Origin of the sequence: Leptolyngbya sp. CCY15150 (assembly GCF_016888135.1) — a bacterium.
In the GTDB taxonomy this organism is placed as follows: Bacteria; Cyanobacteriota; Cyanobacteriia; order RECH01; family RECH01; genus RECH01.
On the sequence record NZ_JACSWB010000132.1, the window covers coordinates 38,988 to 63,131 of the forward strand.

At 50.3% G+C, this 24,144-nt stretch carries 11 protein-coding genes and 1 riboswitch; of the genes, 8 read left to right on the forward strand and 3 right to left on the reverse strand.

Going from position 1 to position 24,144, the window contains the following annotated elements; all coding sequences use genetic code 11:
* Positions 1–410 precede the first annotated feature (410 nt).
* Positions 411–1,226, reverse strand: coding sequence for a FecR domain-containing protein (locus JUJ53_RS03445; RefSeq protein ID WP_204150584.1), 816 nt, complete (start codon positions 1,224–1,226; stop codon positions 411–413).
* A 294-nt stretch (positions 1,227–1,520) separates the two neighbouring features.
* Positions 1,521–1,669, forward strand: a riboswitch (cobalamin riboswitch).
* 386 nt (positions 1,670–2,055) lie between these two features.
* Between JUJ53_RS03445 and JUJ53_RS03450 the strand changes: the two genes are divergently transcribed.
* From JUJ53_RS03450 to JUJ53_RS03475, 6 genes are all read left to right on the forward strand, one after another.
* Positions 2,056–2,502 carry a hypothetical protein gene (locus tag JUJ53_RS03450; protein ID WP_204150585.1) on the forward strand — a complete coding sequence of 149 codons (447 nt, stop codon included), beginning with the start codon at positions 2,056–2,058 and terminating at the stop codon, positions 2,500–2,502.
* 386 nt (positions 2,503–2,888) lie between these two features.
* Positions 2,889–3,725, forward strand: coding sequence for a fatty acid desaturase (locus JUJ53_RS03455; RefSeq protein WP_204150586.1), 837 nt, complete (start codon positions 2,889–2,891; stop codon positions 3,723–3,725).
* Between the two features lie 24 nt (positions 3,726–3,749).
* Positions 3,750–5,030, forward strand: a complete 1,281-nt coding sequence (locus JUJ53_RS03460; RefSeq protein ID WP_343327879.1) for a class I SAM-dependent methyltransferase — start codon at positions 3,750–3,752, stop codon at positions 5,028–5,030.
* Positions 5,031–5,759: 729 nt separating this feature from the next.
* A complete protein-coding gene (locus JUJ53_RS03465; protein WP_204150588.1) occupies positions 5,760–8,471 on the forward strand; it encodes a DVUA0089 family protein in 2,712 nt (903 codons plus the stop codon).
* Positions 8,472–9,449: 978 nt separating this feature from the next.
* A complete protein-coding gene (locus tag JUJ53_RS03470; RefSeq protein ID WP_204150589.1) occupies positions 9,450–11,927 on the forward strand; it encodes a lamin tail domain-containing protein in 2,478 nt (825 codons plus the stop codon).
* A 38-nt stretch (positions 11,928–11,965) separates the two neighbouring features.
* Entirely contained in the window at positions 11,966–12,943 is a 978-nt protein-coding gene (locus JUJ53_RS03475; protein ID WP_204150590.1) for an ABC transporter substrate-binding protein, read from the forward strand.
* A 333-nt stretch (positions 12,944–13,276) separates the two neighbouring features.
* On the opposite strand, the gene JUJ53_RS03480 is transcribed toward JUJ53_RS03475, so the two are convergent.
* Complete coding sequence (locus JUJ53_RS03480; RefSeq protein WP_204150591.1) at positions 13,277–15,307, reverse strand: cation:proton antiporter; 2,031 nt, start codon at positions 15,305–15,307, stop codon at positions 13,277–13,279.
* A 1,169-nt stretch (positions 15,308–16,476) separates the two neighbouring features.
* On the opposite strand from JUJ53_RS03480, the gene JUJ53_RS03485 reads away from it, so the two are divergent.
* Positions 16,477–19,278: a cation-transporting P-type ATPase gene (locus JUJ53_RS03485; protein WP_204150592.1), complete on the forward strand. Its 2,802-nt coding sequence runs from the start codon at positions 16,477–16,479 to the stop codon at positions 19,276–19,278.
* On the opposite strand, the gene JUJ53_RS03490 is transcribed toward JUJ53_RS03485, so the two are convergent.
* Complete coding sequence (locus JUJ53_RS03490) at positions 19,269–22,934, reverse strand: PAS domain S-box protein (protein WP_204150593.1); 3,666 nt, start codon at positions 22,932–22,934, stop codon at positions 19,269–19,271. The two genes, JUJ53_RS03485 and JUJ53_RS03490, sit on opposite strands and share 10 nt — an antisense overlap.
* A gap of 300 nt (positions 22,935–23,234) precedes the next feature.
* On the opposite strand from JUJ53_RS03490, the gene JUJ53_RS03495 reads away from it, so the two are divergent.
* The gene (locus JUJ53_RS03495) at positions 23,235–24,122 is read left to right on the forward strand and encodes a lysophospholipase (protein ID WP_204150594.1); all 888 of its coding nucleotides are present in this window, start codon (positions 23,235–23,237) and stop codon (positions 24,120–24,122) included.
* Positions 24,123–24,144: the final 22 nt, after the last annotated feature.

Sequence of the window (24,144 nt, forward strand, 5' to 3'; positions counted from 1 at the left end):
AACTCTTATTGTAATTTTTATCTTTATGGGTTTAGTATCAGTAAAATGCGCATAGCCTACGGCATGGCTTTGCTAAAGCGACAGCGTAACGCATTCAGTCCTCATGAGATAGTGCATTACGGCTTCGCCTAACAGCACCCTACAATAAGGTTGATTGAGAGATCCCCCTACTGTCCACCTATTGATTAGGGGGCGCGCACAATAACGAGTAATCAGACGGTGGGAAGGCGCTGCTGATCAAGCTGATCCATCTAGTTGGGTTGAACCTAGTTGGGTTGAACCTAGTTGGGTTGAACCCCTGCTCTTCTCTGGAAGAGCCGTGAACGGTAGATAGATAGCTGTACTCAACAACGCCCTCATCTATGGCAGTTAAAGGAGGACGGGACAAGGCGATCCCTCCGTCCTAGACGCTAGAAAGGTAGGCTAGGCCGAGGAGGCGCTATGGACTCTACTGGTGAACCACCGCTGGGGTACGGCACATCTGGAAAGAGCTGGGTAAAGCTCTCACGAATTTGATCCATGCCTGGCAGTTCAGTCAAGAAGGCATCGAATAATTCTCCCAGCAGAATCTCAATGAAGTCATTCGCGGTCATTCGCTCCACGGTGCCAAACTCTTCACCCTCTGTGGTTTGAATTTTTTCGCCTGCCGTCAGCGTGATGGATTCACGGTTGACATCTGATGTAACGCCTGGGCTTTCTAGGGGAGCCGCAGCCGCATCGCTTGGGGGAGCCGCAGCCGCATCGTCCGCCACCTGCTTGCTCAGCGTCACTTCACCTTCTAGTACCTGGATGGTCTCCCGGCCCGCCTCATCCACCGACAGCAGATAGGTCGTACCTCGTACCCCAGCTAGGGTAGAAGGTGTGCAGCCATTGATCGAACCATTCACCAATAATGTACCGCTTTGTAAATTGGCACATTGCCCAATGGTCAATACGGAGTTGCTGGCTAGACGAGCGACCGCTCCTGTATTGAAGTTAATTTGAGCACGGGCACTGCCGGTACGCACGCGCTGCCCTTGGCTGGCCGTGTCGTTCACCCGAGCGATCGCCTCTTGGATATAGACCTGATCGCTATCTAAAATTTCGGTCACTCGTCCAGAGGTGATCGATTGCGCTGTACTGGGCGTACTGACCAATGCCAGCCCAAAGCATAGACATAATCCCAACGAAAAACTCAAAACCGTTTTCCAGTGACGATCCATGAACCCCGTCAATCTTCGTAGCATTCAAAATCTCCTGAGCATCAAGAACGTGTAGAGGGCTCAACTCCATGAAACCCCCTAGAGATTGTAATGGTGGATACTGTTTATCATGATTCAACACGTAAGAATCTTGCCCTAAATTGTTAAGAAAAAGAGACAAGACATGTTGATAGACTGCGTAGATTCACGTGATCCCCTGATTGTAGCAATCCGATTTTAAGGATGGTTGCTGCTTAACATGAAGTTTCCGTTGTCTCCCAGCCTGAGAGCTGGTTCGATGGGATCGAGCGAGGACGGCTAGAAGCCATAGATGCTGTGATAGGCTTAGAAAAAGCTGGTTTTAGTGGGAAGCAGCCACTAAACGTAAGGGGGAAAGTCCGGTGAGAATCCGGCGCTGTCCCGCAACTGTGATGAGATGCGTGATCGATCTCTAAGTCAGGATGCCCGCCGCTGTCAGTTCGATTCATATCCATCTGCGAGGTACGGATGAGCCATTGGTTGAGTTACGTTGTGCATAATAAGTGTCTTCCATCTAGTTCTAGGCGGCAGAAATTTCCCGACTACCGTCGCGCAGGCGTCGCGCCTGCAGCAAGCCAGAGGCTTGTGCGACAGTGGACTCCATGCATATATGGATGTTTCTCCACCTGACGTCAAGTCTTCATGTTGCGACCTAGGTGATCGGCATCGTCCGCAACCCTAGTTCGCGACCCTAGTTCATAACCATGGTCAGAGGGGGGCGATCGCCTCTCTCTAGACCCATTCATGACGTTACTAGGGGCGATCGTTCCCAATGCTATGAGCGATCGCCCGACCCTTTGCTCGTTGTTCATGTCTAGTGTATGAGACTGGTTCTATGCGTTTTCAACCGGATCAGTGGACAGACCACTGTGACTCCTGGATGCCCTCCTTCATCCACGACCATTATTTGATGATTGGCTCCATGGCTTGGCAAGGCTATCAGCAGGCGGGACGTGGGCTGGTGTTCTGTGAGATTTACCCATCTCAGGGGCGATCCTCTAGCTTTTGGCCCTATCGTCTGCGGTTTACGCCTCAACGACATATGCCTAGTCGGCTACAGCGGCTGGCGTTAGAGGATGACACCATCGATCAGGTGGGGCGATCGCTGACCACCTATGATCCCCATCAAGCCATGGTGCTGCTGCTGGTCGCGGGTGACCAGATTGAGATCGACCTACTGCAGAATGTAGCGATCGCTCCGGAGATCTGCCATGCCCAAATCCTACAGCGTTGGTCAGAGTTTCAGCCCTGTTTTACCCATCCCTGGCTCGATCAACCCTAGCTGTTGGCCCCTAGGACGCTTTCAAGATCGGTCTATGCCCCCGCCAAAGGTTTCGCCGATCGGCTACAATGCCTGCGATAGTCTCGTACTCATCCGGCTTTTGAACGTGACAACGTTAGGGCGTGACAACCTTAGAGGGTAGGATGTCATGCCCAAGGCTGATTGAGCTCATTGAGATCATCGTCTCACCTACCTCTCTCTGTTAACTTGCTGTACCCTATAAAACTGACGCTGTGACGTGATCTGAGATGTCGGAACAATGGCTGACATTCCCAGAGCAACAACGCTGATCCTTGTAATTGCTTGAAACTACCTATGGTCAACCCAGTTCATCCAATTGTTGTTCATCTATCTGGGCTGCTACCTCGCCGCCAAGGAGTTGCCCTATGATCGACGCTCAATACAACCCGCCTCGTCCGCGCTGGGATGTGATCACCTTTACGATCGCCCTCCATCTGGCTGCCCTGCTTGCCATCTTCCCCGCCAATTTCAGTTGGTCGGCCGTAGGGGTTGCAGTAATGCTCCATGCCCTCACCATTGGTTTAGGTATTTCCCTAGGGTTTCATCGTCTGGCAACCCACCGCAGCTTCAAAGTACCCAAGTGGCTAGAGTACTTTTTTATTCTCTGTGGCACCTTAGCTGGTCAGGGTGCGGTAAAGGGATGGGTGGGATATCACCGGATGCATCATCTCTATGCCGATCGCCAGGGCGATCCCCATGACTCTAGCCAAGGGTTTTGGTGGAGTCACATCGGCTGGCTGATGCACACCATTCCTAGCAGCGGTGAACTGCGGCGGTTTACCCAAGATATCAACGGCGACCCGTTCTATGAATTTTGCCATAAGCACTACATTGCTTTGCAGGTTGTGCTAGGTGTTTTACTCTATGCCTTGGGCGGAATGCCCTGGGTGGTGTGGGGTATCTTTGTACGGCTCTTTGTGGGCTTTCACAGCACCTGCTTTGTGAACAGCGCTTGTCATATGGTGGGCTATCGCTCCCATGAGGTTGAGGATACCTCCACCAATTGCTGGTGGGTGGCCCTGCTCACCTTTGGAGAAGGATGGCATAATAACCATCACGCGAACCAATCGTCTGTGCGATACGGCTGGCGCTGGTGGGAGCTTGATATGGTTTGGCTGACGGTGTGGTTCTTGCAATCCATGGGTCTGGCGAGTCAGGTTAAAGCAACCCTCCCTTCTAGCAAATCTCTAGCGACAAAATAGGTGTATCGGATGGCGAGACTGGATGTGCCTCAGCAAAAACCAAGCCAATTTCCTGATCCTCAGGGCGATCGCTTTGATCGTCTACCACCGGGTGAGCGCTATCTCTATCAACTCTTTAGTCAGATTGAAGATGGCAATTTAACGGTGGTCAATCCTCAGGGGCAAATGTTTCAGTTTGGCAATACTGAAGGATCGCCATCCCTGCGCCTTTTGGTTCATAATCCCAAAACCTACGATCGCATTCTAGCCTTCGGCACCCTAGGCTTTTGTGAAGCCTACATGGAAGGCTGGTGGGATGAAGCAAACCAGAATTTAGTGGAGCTGATTGGGCTGTTCTATCGCAGCAATGTCTACGCCAAGGCCCGAGATAAGGTGACCCTGGGCCTTGCGCTGACGGTGCTGGCTCAGCGCTTCAAGACCGTGCCGGTGCTGATTAAAAATAGCCGCAAGAATGTTCAGCACCACTATGATTTGGGCAATGAGTTCTACCAGCGCTTCCTCGATCCGACGCTTACCTATTCCTGTGGCTATCAACTGCAGCCGACGGATACCCTAGAGCAAATGCAGTGTCAAAAGTATGACCTGATTTGCCAAAAGCTAGCCTTGCAGCCCGGAGAAACGCTTGTGGATATTGGCTGCGGCTGGGGTGGAATGCTCACCTATGCGGCAGAGCGCTATGGTATCTCAGGTACGGGCATTACCCTCAGCGTAGAGCAGGCAGATCTAGCCCGCCAGCGCATTGCAGAGCGAGGGTTGAGCGATCGCATCCAGATTGTGATTGCCGACTACCGCGAAATTCAAGGTCAGTATGACAAGTTCGTCAGCATTGGCATGTTTGAGCATGTGGGCAAGGGTAGCTTTGGCACCTTTATGACCCAGGCGTCGAAGCTACTGAAACCCAACGGCGTGGGCCTGCTGCATACCATCGTCACCCAGAGTAAAGAACGCAATGGAGCTTGGGTCGATAAGTATATTTTCCCCGGTGGCTACGCGCCGCAGCTCCACGAACTCACCCATGAACTTTGGCTGACCAAGCTAGTCCTGGCCCACTGTGAAAATCTGAAGCCCCACTATGCGGAGACGATGAAGCGTTGGGCGGAAAATTTCACGATGAATCGAGGGGCGATCGCTGCCCTATCGCCGACCTATGATGAACGCTTTCTGCGCATGTGGTATCTCTACTTGCAGTCCTTTGAGGCATCGTTTCGCTACGGCGGACTGCATGTGTACCAGCTCTTGTTCTATAAGGGCAAACCTTGGTGCTTGGATGTGCCGCTGCAGTTTGCCGCCACACCTCATGCCTAACCTGCCAGCAGTTGCCTGAGGGAGACTTCAGGTCTAGGGGGCAAACCTGGGGGGCGATCGCAATTTTCGGTGTTGCTTAGATGAGAGATGAATTCCCTGAACCAACCGTTGCACCATCGGCTGTTCAGAAATAGGTTCATCTCAGAAATCAGCACCGCTCAATTTTTTTTTTTCAGAGTAATGTCCGGAATCCGGAAACTTGCCCGTGTATTTACGGTTGGTTTTGCATCTTGGTGCAAAGCCGATCATGGATCAAGGTCTCTTCGTGATCGTTCGGAGTGACTCGCTACATAGGATCGAATCCTCAATTTTCGCTCCATCGCTTGAACTACAGTACTAGTCCCTGTACTTCTGCAACCGATGGTGTTAGATAATGGGGGATTGAAACATTCTGAGACGGTTGATCAGACGGCCCATCTCTTCGTGAAACTTGGGTTTGCTGAATCAGACGGGCCAGAATTTAGATTCAAGGTTTTCAGTTTTCTGATGATCTGCTGCATTGTCTTGACTATCTAATAATTTATCTAGTTGTGTTTGTCTAGGTAAATTTATCTTGTTAGCCAAGCCTCAGAGGCGCGGGCGATCGCCCACGTCTTGTCAATAAATGCTTGCAGAGCATCACGGTTTTAAGATTTTTGGTTCCTACCTGTAGAACGCTCGAATCATTGATGTGGCAGTGCTCTATGCCTGCTGCAAATTCGACATCTATATTTTTCCTAAGGATGCATTATGACAGATGTATTTGCCCCCGCAATTGAACAAGATTGGCTTAATCTTGAGGTTTCCCATGGCGCGAAGGAACTGGCTCCTACTCACTATGGCTTACCAGATTTAACCCATCCTTTTGCTAGTCCATCCCTGTTAAGCCTGCGTGATGCTATTGCAGCGCTGGGCCCCTTGGTTGATCAATCCCCCCACGATCTACGAAGCTATGATCCATCGCTTGTGACGTTACCAAGTGACGATAGTTCCCTGGCCGATGGTACAGACTCTGTTCTTGGTAGCCTAACTGAGCAAAGTTTGGTGGGTAATCTATCGGACAGTATTCTGCTTGCACCCAATCGGGCCACAGCGGTCATCAATAGGCAGGGAGAAGCTGGGACAGATGATGCCTTATCGACAGCCTTATCCACTGGTCTCTATTCCGGATTAAGTGAACTGACCATCAATGGCACCATTGGCGGGACGAACCACCTAGCTCCTGATCTGGATGTAGACTTCTACTCGGTTTCACTGCAGGCGGGCGATCGCCTTTTGATTGACATTGATGCTGAGCTACTGGGGACGTCCCTCGATTCCGGTCTGCGCCTCTTTGATGCAGCCGGTAATGAGCTAGCTTGGAGCGATGATGATCAAGCACCGGGAGAAGAGTTTACCTTTGATTCGTACCTAGACTTTACTGCGAATACGACTGGAACCTATTACATCGGAGTCAGTGGATACCCCAACTTCGACTATAGTCCACTAGTGCCGTACAGTGGTTCATCAAGCAGCAGGGGAGATTATCAGCTCAATCTTACCCTGACGCCCTACGCCCGTGAACAAAATGATCTGATCACCCAGGGAATTTTAACAGGGCTCAGCTCTAGTAATCCGGGACAGGTGCAGTTTACCGGGGTGATTGGTGATAGCCCGAACGTGAGCCCAACCTTCGATCGCGACTTTTTCCATGTGCGCCTTGATGCCGGTGATGTGCTGACGGTTGATATCGATGCCTTTGCCCAAGGAACCTGGCTAGATTCTGTGGTGCGGGTGTTTGATGCCAATGGCAATGAGGTGGCATTTAGTGATGATGCAGCAGCGCCTGGAGAGACACTATCCTACGATCCTTATCTACAGTTCACTGCCCAACAAACCGGAAATTACTACATTGGCATCAGTGGATATGGTAATGATCTCTACGATCCGTTTGACCTATTCAGTGGAGTCTCAGGCAGCACTGGGGAATATACTCTAACCCTAGACGTTGCTCATAACTTGAGTAGTGATGAATCCAACGATACGCTCACGGAAGCTATTTACACGGGTTTAGGGCCTGCAACTCCCGGCACCATTGAAGTACAGGGTGCAATAGGCGACAATCCATCCTTGGCTTCTGGCCTGGATGTGGATATGTTTAGTGTGCAACTGAATGCGGGCGATCGCTTAATTATTGATGTAGATGCCCATCAGTTCGGTGGATCCCTGGATTCAGGACTGCGGATCTTTGACGCTTTGGGCAATGAATTGCTTCTCAGTGATGATAATCCAGCGCCCGGTGAATCTTTCTCCTTCGATCCATACCTTGAATTCACCGCTACGGAAACGGGTAACTACTATATCGGTCTGAGCGGATACTGGAACTACGACTACAACCCGTTTCTTGCCGGTAGTGGCACCCCAGGCAGCACTGGGGACTACACCATGATCATGACGGTTGAGTCAGGACTCTCTACCCCAGTCACCCCTGGTTTTAGCAGTATCTATGGCTATGGTTTGGTGAATGCAGCGGCGGCTGTTGCGGCGGCCATTGATGAGCCTACCTTCCCCGATCAGCCCAACCTCGGGGGCAATCTCTGGGGCCTAGATAGGGTGAATGCGCCGGAAGCCTGGAGCCAAGGCTACACGGGCGAAGGAATGGTAGTAGCTGTGCTGGATACCGGGGTAGATTGGCTACACCCTGACCTCAGCGCCAATATCTGGGTCAACCAGGCTGAAGTTCCTGGCAATGGCATCGATGATGATAGCAATGGTTTTGTTGACGATGTCCGTGGCTGGGATTTTGTCAATGATGATAATACTCCAGATGACGTAGATGGCCATGGCACCCATGTCTCCGGTACCATCGCAGGGCTGAATAATGGGTTTGGCATTACTGGCGTTGCCTATGATGCCGCTATCATGCCTGTCCGCGTCATCGGAGACTGGGCAGAACAGGATGAATATGAGTACCTGAGAGCGATCGCTGATGGAATTTACTATGCGGTAGACAACGGTGCCCATGTCATCAATATGAGTCTGGGCTACGACCCATCGTGGTTCCCCGGCGGTGTGCTGCCCCCGGAAGCTACGGAGGTTGAAGCAGCTCTTCAGTATGCATCCCAACAGGGCACAGTGGTGATCATGGCAGCCGGTAATGACTATAGCTCCCTGCCAGGATATCCAGCCATTCATGCTCTAGACTGGGGAATGGCAATTGGGGCCGTGGATGAGTTTAATCAAATGGCCGACTTCTCAAACTACGCTGGCTCAACACCTCTGGACTATGTGGTCGCTCCTGGTGTAGATGTCTATTCGACCCTGCCTAATGGTAATTTTGGGGTTTTCAGCGGCACCTCAATGGCAGCTCCCCACGTTGCTGGAGTAGCAGCCTTGGTGATGCAAGCCAATCCTAATCTAACAGCGGCTGAGGTAGAAAACATCTTAGTCAGCACTGCTAACCCTGCAGGAATTACGGTGTAGTTCTGTCGCGACCTCATCGTAGGCACGAGTGATTCATCCGAACGTCCCTCTTGATCAAGGGGGACGTTTTATGTAGGAGGTTGGCTCGATAGCAGGTGAATCCTCTTTTGTCACTCTTGGAAAAGAGGAGATCAAACCCTCAGTCTCTCGTCAGATGTCCCTAGCTGTGACGAGAATTCGTTGGGATGTCGCCAAGAGATAGAGGGATGAGAGATCTCCCTAGCTTTCTTTGAGGAAAACTCTCGATGGTTAAATCTGTGTTTTCTCGCAAGACTCTAGGTCTAGAAAACCACGAACCAGATCGAAGGTAAACCCAAGATAGATGTATTCCATAAAGTTTCTGTGAAGATGGCGGATTGTTTCTTCACAGAAACTTGATAAATTAAATCCCTGTATTTTTATGATTTTCTTTGCGTTTTAATGTCATGGTTTTTGCGTATAATTGCTTGTATAGCCTGTTACTTATGTGTCATTGTTGTAAGGAAAATGCAAAGACTTGAAACGTTTGTTTACATGGATGTTTAGGTTTAATCAGCAATTAGCCGTAGAAGTCTATTGTATTACTTGTGACTTAGATTGCTTAATGGTGGGCTATTGAACGCCTTGCTTGCTGGGCTGAAATGTCTAAATCATGGAGTGATGAAGATAACCTTTCAACGATTGCTTCTAGCGCTTGGAAAGGCTATCATCTTTGAGCCTTGCTAAATCGTCATTTTAGCCAGACATTATTTGGATAGTTGGCTTGTAAAATCCTGGCATTGTTAAGTTTCGCGGAATCGTCATTGCACTGGCCATCCCTATTGACCTAGCTATCATTCTGTTTCAGGCAACTACTGGTCAATCCTTTATCGTTTGTGGGCTAATTCAGGTAGACGGGGTTGATGGTTTCTACGTTTGATCGTCTGAGATCCTGGTCAACGCAACTGAGAATCCAGGTACAAATTTTCTATAAATTACACAAACGCAGGGTACTAGTATATGGTGACTATTAACTTAACGGATACAACCTACAATCAGGCTTTTGACGACTTGCCCGTATTTGGCCTCACCGGCAGCGCGTTACCAACGGGCTGGTCATTTCTGGAAGCCGGATCGGGCAATGCCGTGTACAGCATTAACAATGGCAGCTTCTCGACGGGCAACACCTATCTCTATGGGGCTGGCAGTGGTGCCAACAATGATCCTGAAAGAGCCTTGGGTGGACTGCGCTCTGCCACAGTGGTTCCTACCGTTGGCGCAAATTTCACCAACACCACCGATTCCACGATCACAGGTCTTGATATTTCCTATGTGGGTGAGTTGTGGCGCTTAGGGACGCCTGGGCAAGAGGATCGCTTAGATTTTCAATACAGCTTAGATGCCAGTTCCCTCGATACAGGAAGCTGGGTGGACGTTGATGAGCTTGATTTTACGACGCCTAACACGACGGGATCAGCGGGGGCACGGAATGGTAATGCGGCTGAAAACCAGGCTAATATCAGCGGTCTGATCGCCGGTCTTGAAATTGCGCCGGGAGAGACGGTCTGGATTCGCTGGACTGATGCTGCAGTTCCCGGTGCAAATGATGGCCTGGCCGTAGATGACTTTTCACTGACGCCACTGTTTGAGGCTCCTCCAGTCAGTGATATACAGATCACCGAGTTTATGTATGCAGGTGGTGCTGGTGAGTTCATTGAGTTGACCAATGTGGGGACGGCACCTGTCGATATGACGGGCTGGAGCTATAGCGATAGTGCGCGTCTACCCGGCTCTTTCTCGTTGGACGGGTTTGGCTTGGTGCAGCCGGGTGAGTCGGTGATTCTCACCCAGGCCAGTGAAGCAGATTTCCGAGCAGCTTGGGGACTGGATGTCTCCTTTAAAGTCATAGGTGACCTTGACGTTCAAAACCTTCTCAGGCGCAATAATGAGATCAACTTATATGATGCAGAGGGGAACTTAAGCGATCGCCTCACCTATGGCGATCAAGACTTTCCCGGCACCATTCGCACGCAAAATGTCAGCGGTTGGACAACCCTAGACAATCTAGATGCCACAGAGATTAATGATGGTTGGCTGCTATCGAGCATCAATGATCCACAAAACTCTCGGGAAGGAGGGGGCTCTATTGGCAGCCCCGGCGTTTTCAACGCTGGCCAACCCGGCATTGTCTTGATTGAGTCGGCAGCCCAGACGGATGTGGAAGAGGGTGGTGCGACGGATACCTACGCGATCGCTCTCCGCAGCCAGCCGAGTGCTGAGGTTGTGATTACCATTAACCCCAATGGTCAAACCAGCACCAATGTCACCACGTTGATCTTTACGCCAGACAACTGGAATGTGGCGCAAACGGTGATCGTTACGGCGGTCGATGATGATGTGTTTGAGGGAGATCACACGGGTAGCATTACCCATACAGTTACAAGTGACGATGATACCTATGATGGTATTAGCGTTCGTCCTGTGACGGCTAACATCACGGATAACGACAGCCCACCGCCTCTCGTCAATGGTCTGCCTGCTACCCAATACATCAACAGTCGGGGAGTTGTTGTCGGCCCTGCCTATCAAATGGGTGAACTCTATGCTGGAGAGCTATTCAGCAACTCTGACGGAACGGATAACCCAAACGATACAATGGCTGGCACGGATGGAGATGACAACATCTGGGGCGGCCTTGAAGGCAACGATACCATTGATGCTGGTGACGGTAACAATATCGTTGGTTTTGGTAATGGTGACGCTTGGGTTCGGGTTGGTGACGGAGATGATTTTGTCTATGCGGTTGGTGATGGTGGCGGTGATAATATCGTTGACTTGGGGCTTGGCACCAATAGTTTTTGGGCAGTAGGAGGCAACAATACGATTACGGCTAGAGGTAGCAATGTCATCGGTATTGGCATCGGTAATGACACGGTTACGACAGGTGCCGGCAACGATTTTATCTACAGTGTTAATGGTGGCGGTGGGACTAATAGTTTACGACTCGGAAGTGGTGCCAATGAAGTTTGGCTAGAAGGCGGAGACTATACCATCGTCACCGGTCGTGACAATGACGTGCTCGGCCTTGGCACAGGGACGGATATCGTTAATGCTGGTGATGGAGACAACATCATTTACATGGTTAATCCGGATCTTCCTGCCGGTAATAAAACCATCCAGACCGGAGCCGGAGATGACTACATAGCTACTGGATCTGGAGATGATCTCTTGGATGGTGGTGCTGGCAACAATATCTTATTGGGTGGAATTGGATCTGATACGTTTGTTATCAGCAATGGGGCATCTAACTACATCGGTGATTTTGAATTGGGTATTGATCAAATCCAGCTCATTGATGTAGAGTTCGAACAACTCAGTTTTATTCAAGGACAAGGGGATACGGCCCTCGATGCTTTCATCGCTGTTGACGATGTAATTTTGGCTCAGGTCGCTAATCTTGAGGCAAGTCAGCTTGGCACAATCGCGAACTTTGTCTAAATAAGATAAAAGTTGATGATGATGTCAAACGGTGCATGATGCCTATTCGCCGACGGTTTTGGCTCCTTGCCCTATTGGCTACGCTGTGGGCGATCGCTATTATGGCTTGCGATCGCCTCCCTCAATCTAATTCGCCGCCTCTGCGCGTAGCCTTTAACCTTTGGCCAGGCTATTTTCCGATGGTCTTGGCCCAAGAGCGTGGATATTTCGCTGAGCAAGGGATAGAGGTAGAGCTGAGCTTAGTGGGGGGCACGATCATGAGTGATTTTCGAGAGGGCCGCTATGATGGGCTAGCCATGACGATTGGGAATGCCATTACCACAGCGCCTGAGCAACCAATTCGGATTGTGATGGCGCTGGATGATTCCATGGGGGCCGATGCGGTAGTAGCTAGCTCTGAGATTGAAGCGATCGCTGATCTGCAGGGGCAATCCGTTGGGGCGACCCTAGGGGGCTTTGGCGAATTATTCCTTGAGCAAATGCTAGATTCTGTCGGTCTCAGCCGGGAAGAGGTTACTTTTGTCGAATCTGATCCTAGTGAGGTACCGGAAGAATTGGGCGATCGCCTGATCCAAGCGGGGCATACCTGGGAGCCCCATGTCTCTCGTGCTGTGGAGCAGGGTAACCGGATTTTATTTACTAGTGCGGAGACGCCAGGTTTAATTACCGATGTGGTTTTCTTCAAGGAATCAGTGATCAGCGATCGCCCAGATGATGTTCGTGCTTTTGTTAGAGCTTGCTTTCAAGCGATTGAAACCTGGCAGGAAGATATCTCAGGGGGAACAGCCTTAATTGCAGATGCTCTAGACTTAGAGGCTGATGATATTTCCCTGGATGGCATTCGTCTGTTGACCTTGGCAGATAATCAACGGCGGTTTGATCCAAGTGATGAAAGCTCGCTCTATCAAAATACTCAGCTTTATACAGACTTTTTCTTGCGCACGGATGCTATCACGGCACCCATTGATCTCGATCGGCTGATCGACGATGCTTTTTTGAACTTGACTGACTTGTGATCTTATCCTGAGAGATGGCCGAGGCCTCTCCCTGAATAGCGATTCTGACCAAATTTAATATCCAATTTAATGTCAATAGACTATCCCTGCTCAAACAGAACAAGGGATAGTCTACAGAGTAGTCTAGAAAGTCTTCATGAGCTAGGGTTGAACTGTATGAGCTCCAGATGCGATCGCTCCTTCTGATGATGCATCAACGGATGAATCAACGGGGTCATCAGACGATTGCAGCAGGTGCGATCGCCTGATAAGGCTAGCTAAAGCTTTTGCTTAACGATGCGTTGCCTTAACGATCAGGTGCCTGACGATCTGTTCAACTGATCAAGATAAACCCTAGGATTTGGGTTGACGTGGATAATGGACTACGATAATCGACACCTCCGGACAGCGGCGGGCGATCGCTTCTGGGGCTCGTCCTAGTAAGGGTTCACCCATACGATGGCTGCTGGCCGTGAGCAGGAGGAGATCCTCTGGTTCCAGTTGACGAGTCACCTTGGCGATCGAATTCCCCTGGATGGTGTCAACCCGTAGATCGGGATCCAAGTCTAGATCTCTGTAGCGACTTTGTCCGCCACTTTGCACAAGCTGCAGAACTTGGAGATTAGCTTTTAACTCACCGGAGATCTGTTGTGCAAGGGTGATCGTTTGCAGAAATTCCTCTTTGGTGGTTTCGCTTTCATCTACGGCAAGAATCACCCGACGGGTGTTTTTAATGGGCACTGGAAAGCGCGTGACTAAGACAGGAACATTAGCCGCGCGCACAATCTTATCCAGCATTCCGCCGAAGAAATTATCGCGATAGGTGGAATATCCTTTCCATCCACAAATAATTAAACTTGCGTGGCGTTCCATTGCAGCGCGAATAATGCCTTTGTCAATGGAATCATCAACCCGACCAATGGCCTCCACTTGGGCGACAGCGGCATGGGCAATTTGTTCGGCGGCAGCAAGGAGCTGGGACTGCTGGGTCATGGATGCAGGGGCGATCGCTTCCCCAGCATCAGATACGACGTGAATAGGAAGTAAGGTGCCCTGCCCTCGTTTCACCAGCATCAAGGCTAACTGCAATAGGTTATTTTCGGTGTTGGGGTTAGCAACGGGGACTAACACCCGTTTACCCCATTGGGCATTCTCTGAAACAGATTCCTGGGGTTCTTGAGGTTGCAAGCGACTACCCCAGCGAGCGGTAATCCATGGTGATAGAATACAGCTCATCAAAATCATCGCAATAGTACCGTTGACCGTCAGTTCATCCACAAGGTCAATATTAAAGGCAACGGTAATGGCGGCGAGGGTTGAGGCGGCTTGGGCAACCGATAAGCCAAACATCACCATCACCCCATTGTGGGGAATATGAAACCATCGACCGATTCCCCAAGCTGCGCTATATTTGCTGATCAGCTCTGCCCCAATCATGACAACGGCAACCAAGATTGACTGGGGTTCCCGAATCAGCACTAAGGGATCGACTAACATGCCCACAGAGATCAGGAAAAATGGCACAAACAATGTGTTGCCGATGAACTGAATTCGGTTCATCAAGGGGCTGAGTGCAGGAATAAGTTGGGTAATAGCAATGCCTGCTAGAAAAGCTCCCACAATCGGCTCAATCTGGATCATGCCAGCAATGGACGACACCACAAATAAGGTGGTGAGCACGAAAATAAATTCGGCACCTTCATCATGGCCAAATTTCTGGAAAAACCATCGTCCAATAATCGGTACACCTACAAGGGTAGCGATCGTGTAAATCGTTAAGGCCGGAATGAGAAATAGCCAAAAGCCAAGGGTGAGTTCACCTTCAGCAGCACGCACAACAATGGCTAAGACCAGTAGGGCTAACACATTGGTGATCAGAGTTCCACCTAAGGTCACGGTGACCAGCCGCGATCGCATGATACCCAGCCGCGACACAATCGGCAGAGCCACGAGGGTGTGGGAGGCGAAGCAGGAGGCTACCAGAATCGCGGCTAAGAGATCGTAGCCCAGCATGAGCATGGCTGCGGTGCCAAGTAACATGGGCAATGCGAAGGTAGCAAGCCCAAAGGTTACTGCTTGTTTGGCATTACCCTTGAGGTCTTCTAAACTCGTTTCTAAGCCTCCCAAAAACATGAGAAACAGAAGCCCTACGGTTCCCAAGAGTTCAATCGTGGCGTCGCGTTCGAGAATATTGAGACCATAGGGCCCCACAATTACACCAGCGATGATCAAGCCGATTAAGCCCGGCATGTTGAGCCGTTCTACAATCAGGGGAGCCACAAGCATGATGGCAATGATGATCAGAAAGATCTGAACAGGGTCAGTGATGGGCCCCGATAGCTGGGCCAAGCTGTAGGGTAATAATGGTAGAGAACAAAGGGTCATGCGATGGGCCAGCAGGCTTGCTAGCGGCTAAAGATTAAAGGGAGGTTATGGCTAAGGTTGAGAGCGATCGCCTTTGCCCTAGATGTTGCACCCATACCCGACTGTCAACTAGCTGATGATCTTAGAATGCTCGATAGAATTATAGAAGACCAGAAGCATCATCACTCTATCTGAGCCATCAACGAAACTCAATCTATTCGTGACCATGTATCAAGATCCTTAAGGGTGAATGATGGCATAATCTTAATACTGACGGGCCCCTATCCATGGCTGAGTCATATTATGTCAAGTCTGGCTGAAGGGGCATAGCTAGACCATCCTGACTTCGACCCCCGCTTCACTGCCCCCGTGCCAAGGAGGAGCCAAACACCCAGGCACTGACCAAGCTTTGGATAAGTGGCTTGTCTAACTAGATGGGATGGTATGGGGAAGAGGTTGGGCATTGTTGTGGAGGACGGGTTGAGCTGTATGGTGTTTAGAGCTGTATGGTGTTTAGAATCATGGGATGAGATCGGCTTAGGGCATGGTGAACTCAGGCCAATCAGCAAGGGTATACCTGTCGTTCCAAGGTTTTGGGGAGACAGTGCCACTAGGCAGAAGAGCTATTTGTCCTCACCTTAGCGCCTCTTCAAACCTTCCTAGATGTTCTTGAGAACTAGATGCTGTAGATGGAGAGAGCGATCGCTTGGGCGATGGATAGGGCTATCACACCGGAGGTGTTTTACGAGAAAGCGTTCTGGAGAAAGAGGGGGCGTTGCTGAATAGCAAGATGATTCCGCAGGATTTTATATGGAGTTTGGGAGTTTCTAGTTCGAGGTTCATCTCCTAACTCAGCAACACCCAAAAGAGGTTTACATGCGAGGCATTTCGCCTGAGTCTAGCGTTCTATCAATAGATTGAGTAGTAGTGGTCTGCTTGTAAAGCTGTGATGTTCTGGTCTCAAGTTCATGCGTCTGAACATGGATGTTAGCTGAGACCAATGATTAATCAAGGTGATTTAATCAAGGTGATTGTCCAAAGGCTACCAGTACCGATGTAGCAGAACAATCATCCGCTGGATAGATTTACGTTGAGGCTGCTTACCACTTGGATGGTTGAGAGGTATGGTAATAGTGTAGGCTAAATCTTCCGTGCCCCATGGTGGCCTCAAACTCCAAGGAGACAAGTCTGTGGCAAAACAATCTGCCCAAGCTCGACTACCTCAACATCAGCAAACCTGGCATGATCTCAGTCTTCCGACGATTGTGGATCACCTTAAACTAGATGTGAATGTAGGGCTTACGTCCCAAGAAGCTGAAAAACGCTTGGAACAGTATGGCCCCAATGAGCTTAAGGCTAAGTCGGGAAAGCATCCCATCTTGCTATTTCTCCTGCAGTTTAATCAACCACTTCTGTACATTTTGCTGATAGCTGGTTTGATCAAGGCATTCTTGGGGCAGTGGGTGAATGCCGGTGTTATCTGGGGCGTAACGGTGATTAACGCCATCATCGGTTTTGTCCAGGAATCTAAAGCAGAAAGTGCGATCGCTGCCCTAGCATCGGCCGTGGAAACCGATGCCATGATTCGCCGTGATGGACAAAGTATTCAAGTATCCTCCAAAGATTTGGTACCAGGTGACTTGGTGCTGCTGACGTCTGGAGATAAAGTACCAGCCGATCTCAGACTGGTGCGTTGCCGTAATCTTCAGGTTAATGAGTCTGCCTTGACAGGTGAATCTGTAGCCGTGGAAAAACAGGCGGGGGAGAGCGTATCTCCCTTAGCTGAGGATACGCCCCTGGCTGAACGGCTGAACATGGCCTATGCCGGTAGTTTTGTTACCTTTGGCCAGGGAGAAGGGATTGTCGTTGCCACGGGGAGCAATACCGAAACCGGTCGGATCTCAAAGCTGATGGAGGAATATACCTCCTTAATGACCCCCCTAACCCGTAAGTTCGATCGCTTTAGCAAAACCCTGCTCTACGCTATTTTAGCTGTGGCTGTCTTTACCTTTGTGGTGGGGTTAGGCTATGGTAATTCCCCGATCCAGATGTTTGAAGCGGCGATCGCCCTAGCTGTGAGTGCAATTCCAGAGGGGCTGCCAGCCGTGGTCACCATTACCCTGGCGATTGGGGTTTCCCGGATGGCTCGCCGCAACGCTATTGTTCGCAAACTGCCGGCGGTGGAAACTCTGGGCAGTGCAACGGTGATCTGTTCTGATAAAACCGGCACGCTAACCGAAAATCAGATGACGGTACAGATGGTGTTTGCCGGGGGGCATCACTACTACATCACCGGAGATGGCTACATGCCTCAGGGGGACGTGCGGGATGGCGAAGACCAACCGATTCCACCTGAGCAGCTACCGCCGCCGCTGCGTCAATGCTTGCAGGTAGGCATGTTATGTAATGATTCTGAGCTAGAGCAAAAAGATAAGATTTGGGGCGTGGTTGGGGATCCTACGGAAGGGGCTCTGCTGGTGGCTGCTCGCAAGATTGGTTTTAATCGAGTAGATTTAAACCGAACCTATCCGCGATTAGATAGTATTCCCTTCGAGTCTGAGTACCAGTATATGGCGACGCTCAATCGGGTGGAGGGGGATAGGGCAGCGATCTATGTGAAGGGATCGACGGAGGCAATTGTATCGCGCTGCCAACAGGTTTTGGCTGCCGATGGATCGACTCATCCCATTGATCCGCAGTACATTTTTGAGCAGGTCGAGCATATGGCCTCTCGGGGTCTACGAGTGCTGTCGTTTGCCTATAAACCAGCTCAGGGGCAAACTGTCGATCACGATGATATTCAAACAGGATTAATATTTCTTGGACTCCAGGGCATGATCGATCCGCCGCGAGCAGAAGCGATCGCCGCCGTGAAGGCCTGTAAATCAGCAGGCATCCAGGTGAAGATGATCACGGGGGATCATCAGGTCACGGCCTCAGCGATCGCCAAACGGATGCGCCTTAGCGATCGAGACACGATTTTATCCTTTACGGGCAAAGATCTGACGGAGATGGATGCCCAAGCGCTAGCCAATGCTGTTCAAGATGGAACGGTTTTTGCCCGAGTTGCGCCGGAACAAAAGCTACGTCTGGTTGAAGCGCTGCAGGCACGCGGGCATGTGGTGGCTATGACTGGAGATGGGGTGAATGATGCGCCGGCGCTCAAGCAAGCAGATATTGGCATCGCTATGGGTAAGGCAGGGACGGAGGTGGCTAAGGAAGCTGCGGACATGGTGCTGACGGATGATAACTTTGCCTCCATTGAAGCAGCCGTGGAAGAGGGGCGAGCTGTTTTCCGTAATCTGATGAAAGCGATCGCCTTTATCTTACCGGTGAATGGTGGTGAGTCGATGACCATCTTGTTAAGCGTGCTCATGGGACGGGGAGATATCTTGCCGATTCTATCCCTGCAGGTGCTGTGGCTGAATATGGTTAACTCGATTGCCATGACAGTCCCCCTAGCCTTTGAGCCTAAGTCCTATAACCTGATGAACCGCGAGCCGCGCCTTCCCAATGAACCTCTGCTTTCGAAAAACTTGCTTAAACGGATTGCTCTCATATCCGTTTTTAACTGGATTTTGATCTTTGGCATGTTTGAATGGGTACGCTACAACGCTAGCGGCTTCGGCTGGATTCCCAGTGATTTAGGTAGTGATGAGGCGGTAGACTATACCTTAGCGATCGCCCGCACGATGGCCATTCAGGCTTTGGTGGCAGGACGAATTATTTATCTATTAAGCATTAGTCAATTTTGGCATACCGTCATGGCTAAACTTCAAGGTCTCTCAGTTCCCCTAGGTGACGTATCTGCCCTAAGCTATGGCATCATCGCGGCTGTGGTTTTGCAAGTCGTCTTCAGTCAATGGGACGTGATGAACTTTTTGTTTAGAACGGCTCCTCTCCAATGGGATCAATGGTTAATTTGTGCAGGTGTGGCCCTGCCTATTGTGGCTGTTTCGCTCCTAGCTAATTATCTCAACCCTCAAAACTGAATGGGCAAGATAACCTGGAAGGTGCTGCCTACTCCAAGCGTACTGCTAACCGTAATCTCTCCGTCCATCAGTTGGGCTAAACGACGACTGATAGAGAGACCAAGTCCGGTACCTTCTAGGGCTTTTTTTCCTGCCTCTGCTTGGGAAAAAGCGTCAAAAATCAGCTCTAGATCCTCAGATGCGATGCCTACACCCGTATCTGTAACCGTAAAGCAAAGGTGAACACAGCGTAATGTCTGTAGCGTAGACTCCAGCTTAGACTCCGTCGATGGTTTAGATAGATCTGAGTCAGAAGGTGCTAACGTAACGGATAAGGAAACTTGGCCTTGGGGTGTAAACTTGATCGCATTATCCAAAAGATTGATCAGAATCTGATTCAGTCGTTTGGCATCGGTGAATACTTTCCGGGGAACCTCGGGTGAGATCTGTAGGATCATCTTGATGCCCTGTTGCCGGGTGCGGAGCTGTAGGCTGCCCCAAATGGACTGTAGTAACTCATATAGGTTACATGATTCGGAGGTCAAAACCATCTGACCCGACTCAATTTTTGATAAATCTAATACTTCATTGATCAGCTGCAGTAGATGGGTGCCGCTGTTACGGATAAAACTAACCCGCTCTTGATTGTCGGGACTGAGGGTGCGATCGCGCTCCATCAGTTGAGTGAACCCCAAAATAATATTGAGAGGCGTGCGCAGCTCATGACTCATGGTAGCCAGGAACGTACTCTTGGCTTGATTAGCTTCCTCGGCTGCATCCCTAGCCTGTTCTAGGCTTTGTTCAGCCTGCTTGCGATCGCTAATATCTCGTGCAGCGGCGTAGGCAAGATTACCAACAGGATGCGATCGCCACTCAATCCAGCGGTAGGATCCATCGCGACAGCGATAGCGATTGACAAAATTTAAAACAGGTTGCTGATCAGATAACTGCGAGAGAACGGATAATGTATTATCTAAGTCATCAGGATGGACATACTGGAGAAAATTACTGCCTTCTAGCTCATCCAAGCCATAGCCTAGGGTTTCTTCCCATTGGCAATTGAGGCGCAGGAAGGTTCCGTCTAAACTGGCAATGCAGAGAAGATCCAGGGCAACGGAGAAAAAACGATCAAGCTCTTCCGTTTTGCGCTGTAGATCTGCCTCCGCCCGTTTGCTATCGGTAATGTCGAGACTCGTGCCAATGATCCGATAGATTCTTTGATCCTCCTCCCTTCGAAAAGGAGTTAGGGTTGTATACCAAACCGTTTCCTGATGGTTGAGCACGATCTGTTCTTCATAGGCAATAGAGTGCCCTACTTCTAAACATGTTTGATAATGCTGCGTTACGACGTCCCAGACTGGAATTTGTGCCTCTTGCGGAGTTTTCCCGATCAACTCCGCTTCAGACAGTCCTGTCATCCGTTGCAGATAAGGGTTAAATGCAATGAATCGAAAATCACCATCATCTGTGACATCGAGCACAAAAATACCGTTCTCAATACCGTCATAAATACTGCGTAGGAAGGCCTCTTTTTCTTTAACTTGAGCTTCAGCCTGCTTGCGATCGCTAATATCTGTAACCACACCATACCAAGCTATCTCACCATTCTCCCGAAGCAAAGGGCGAGAGCTACCCTGAACCCACCGAATTTTACCTGATGGATTGATAATCCTCCACTCATGGCGAAAGGGTTGCAGTGTTTCTAGGCTGGCCTGCACTGCCGCAAGATAGCTAGCCAGATCTTCGGGATGGATGCACTTTAAAATAACGCCAGCATCCTCAAGAGTTGCTTCAACAGAGATTTCATGAATTACTTCAATAGCACGGCTCATATGTTCAAAATAAAATGAACCATCTACCCGTCGCACAATAATATAAATATTAGCCGGTGATGACTCGGAAATCTCTCTAAACCGCTCCTCACTCTGTATCAAGGCTAGCTCGGCTTGTTTGCGCGCCGTGATGTCATATTCAATGATAGTGACTGTCATATATTGTGTAGATTCATCCCAGCGTGTTGCTTGGGTGCTAGAAATCCAGCGCAAATCTCCATCTTTGTGCCGAAACCGATATTCGAGGGTGCGGCTTGCGGGCAAGGTTGTCAAGTCTGTTTCTGGGGTAATAGGCTGCCCTCTATCCTCTGGAACCACTCGCGACAGCCATAGACCTGGATCTGCGGCCAGTTCCTCCACTGCATACCCAAACACCTGCTCGTAGCCTGCAGAACGATAACCCGTTATCCAGGTTAGGTCGGTAAGCTGACGCATGGTTGTAATTGCCCCTGGCGCACTATTTAAAATGTCGTTGAGCGTGGCTTCACTCTCTTTCAAGGCTGCCGTCTTGCTAGCCACCTGTTCCGCTAAGTTTTGCTCGTAGGTGAGCCGGTGTTCGTCCGCCCGCTGCAGGTCAACCCCTAACTGGCGAAGTGCTGTAGCTAAGCTATCTACTTCGATGATTTGACTGGTTGGCAATGATTGCTTGCGATCGCCTGCACTCAACGCCTGTGCAGTTCGAGTTAAGCGGAGAAGCGATCGCGTCAAGCGTTGAGTAGTATAGATGCCAATGCCCACTGTGCTGATTAAAGCTAAGATACAGAGCAGGATCGTGCGGCGAACATTGCTGTGAATCTCGTTCATAAAGTTTGATTCGGGCAGCACCACAATACTTAGCCAGTTGAGGTCACCTTGGAGGGGAATGACTTGCACAAAGTATCGTTTTTGATGCCAATCTAGAGTCAGCCGCTGGCTTTGTCTTATCTGACTGAGGTCAAGATTCTGATCAGTGATTAACTGGGCCGTGGCAGCAGTCAGAGGATCTGGGCTTTGGGTTGCCAGTAAACGTCGAGGTAGCACCGCTACATTGTCATCTAGTCGTTCTTGGGGTGTGTCGTCAAAAGGGACGTCCTGGGACGATGTAGCCACCAGCAGACCATTAGGCTCTATTAAAAAAACTTGCCCGTGACTGTCGGCGTTGAGATGCTGCAAAAATTCTCCTACCTGCGTTAGGTAGACACTTGCCCCTAGTACCCCTTGAAATCGTCTCTCCGAGTCATAAAAGGGTAGAAACCTCACAACTTGGAGAATGGGCTGGTCAGCTCCCATAGATAGAGTAATTGTTAGCGTCCAGATTCCCTGCTCCACATTACGGGCTCTGCCATACCAAGGATCACCTGGAGGATCGTTGTGGGGATCATAATTTTGCCGTACCTCTTCCAACGCTAACTGTTGCCCTGCTGCGTTGGCTGAATACCTGTAAAACTCGCGGTTGGGGGAGTCGGCATCTAGTCTACGAATTACCAAAGCATTGGACTGAGGACGCTCAACAGCTAAAAATTCTCCATCTTCATTGGCGATCGCTAAGGAGCTGAGCTGAGTTGAGATCTGAAGTTGTTCGACAAAATGTTGCTCCATCATCGTCAGGTCGTAGCCATCTAAACGGCCTTGACGCAGCAAAACCGCATTCATCTCTGTCATCAGAGTTGGTACTGAAAAGTAAGTATCTAGAGTTTGCTCGATGCGATCGCCCATCTCTGTGATCAGTTGATCTGCTAACGTATTGACTGATCGCTGTCCACTTTTATAGGAGAGATAGCCAACTAGGAGCACAACTCCCGCAACCTGCACCACAAAAGGCACGATGAACACAAGGCGCAGGGGAAATCGTGGGAGTTTATGCATATCACCTTCAGCCATGGAAGAGTTTGTGGCTGGCCGCTATTCTAAGCAGGGCTGAGGGACTTTGTCGATGCATAGTGACGTTACTCAGCAATTCGCAACATACTAGATCAATCTAGGGTGGTGCAATCGTAAGAGGATTTACGCTAACGAACCGTGAGCGAGACGCTCATCCTTTTGTTCCAGTACCTTGAACCCAACAGCGATCCTTGAGTCGCGGTGGCATCTACGACCACAGAAGCGATCGCTCCTCGCTATCATAGACTATGAGATCTAGCACAGCCGGTTGTCATTACCCTATCCATGGCAGATTATCCAACCCATATTCTCTTTTCCCAGCATGGGCTCACAGACACCAACCAAACGATGCGGGCCTTAGCCCAGCGGTTGGCAGGAGTACAGATGCATGTTGTTGCCCCTAACCTAGGGTATGTGCGCACGCTATGGCACATGCAGCCCCTGCTAAACACGATTGAGCAAGCCGCTCAGGATGCCTTCCGCCGCTATCCGGATCCTCCCGTGCGGATTGTGGCCACCTCTCTAGGTGGTGTGCTTTGGGTCGAGCTGTTGTCCCAGCATCCAGAATGGTGGCCGCGCATCGAGTCGCTGGTGCTTTTGGGTGCGCCCATTGGCGGCTCGGATTTTGCCCGCATGGTGGATCCCTTTGGGTGGGGGATTGGTATTGCCAAGCATCTGGGTCAAAATCGTCGGGACTTGGCAGAAGCGATCGCGGCGACGATTCCTACCTTAGTTGTGGCAGGGCATACCAGCGGCGGGCGCGATGGCACGGTGCCCATTGAAGCCACGAAATTAAATCACGCCCATTTTGTCTGTCTAGAGGGCGTCACCCATCCCCAGCTTCGTCACCATCCCAAGGTGGTTCAGACCATTCAAGATTTTTGGGCCCAGCCGCGATCGCCCCTACCGCTGGTCACTAGTCGAATCATGCAGTTGATTGACCAATTTCGCCGTGTGCCTGGCATGACGGATACCAGCACTCGATATTTTGCCCAGGCGACGCCGGTCTGCACCTTTGTCGATGGCATCACCCTGCGCACCTGGAGAAACCCTATGGGCGTAGATTATCTCTTCATTGCCAATGCCCATGGGCAATGTACCTATGCTGGTTTCGTCGGCTGGATGCATGCTGCAGAACTACGCCAAGCTCTTCGGCAAGTTCAAGCATCTTAAACCTGTGGCACCGCAGATTCTA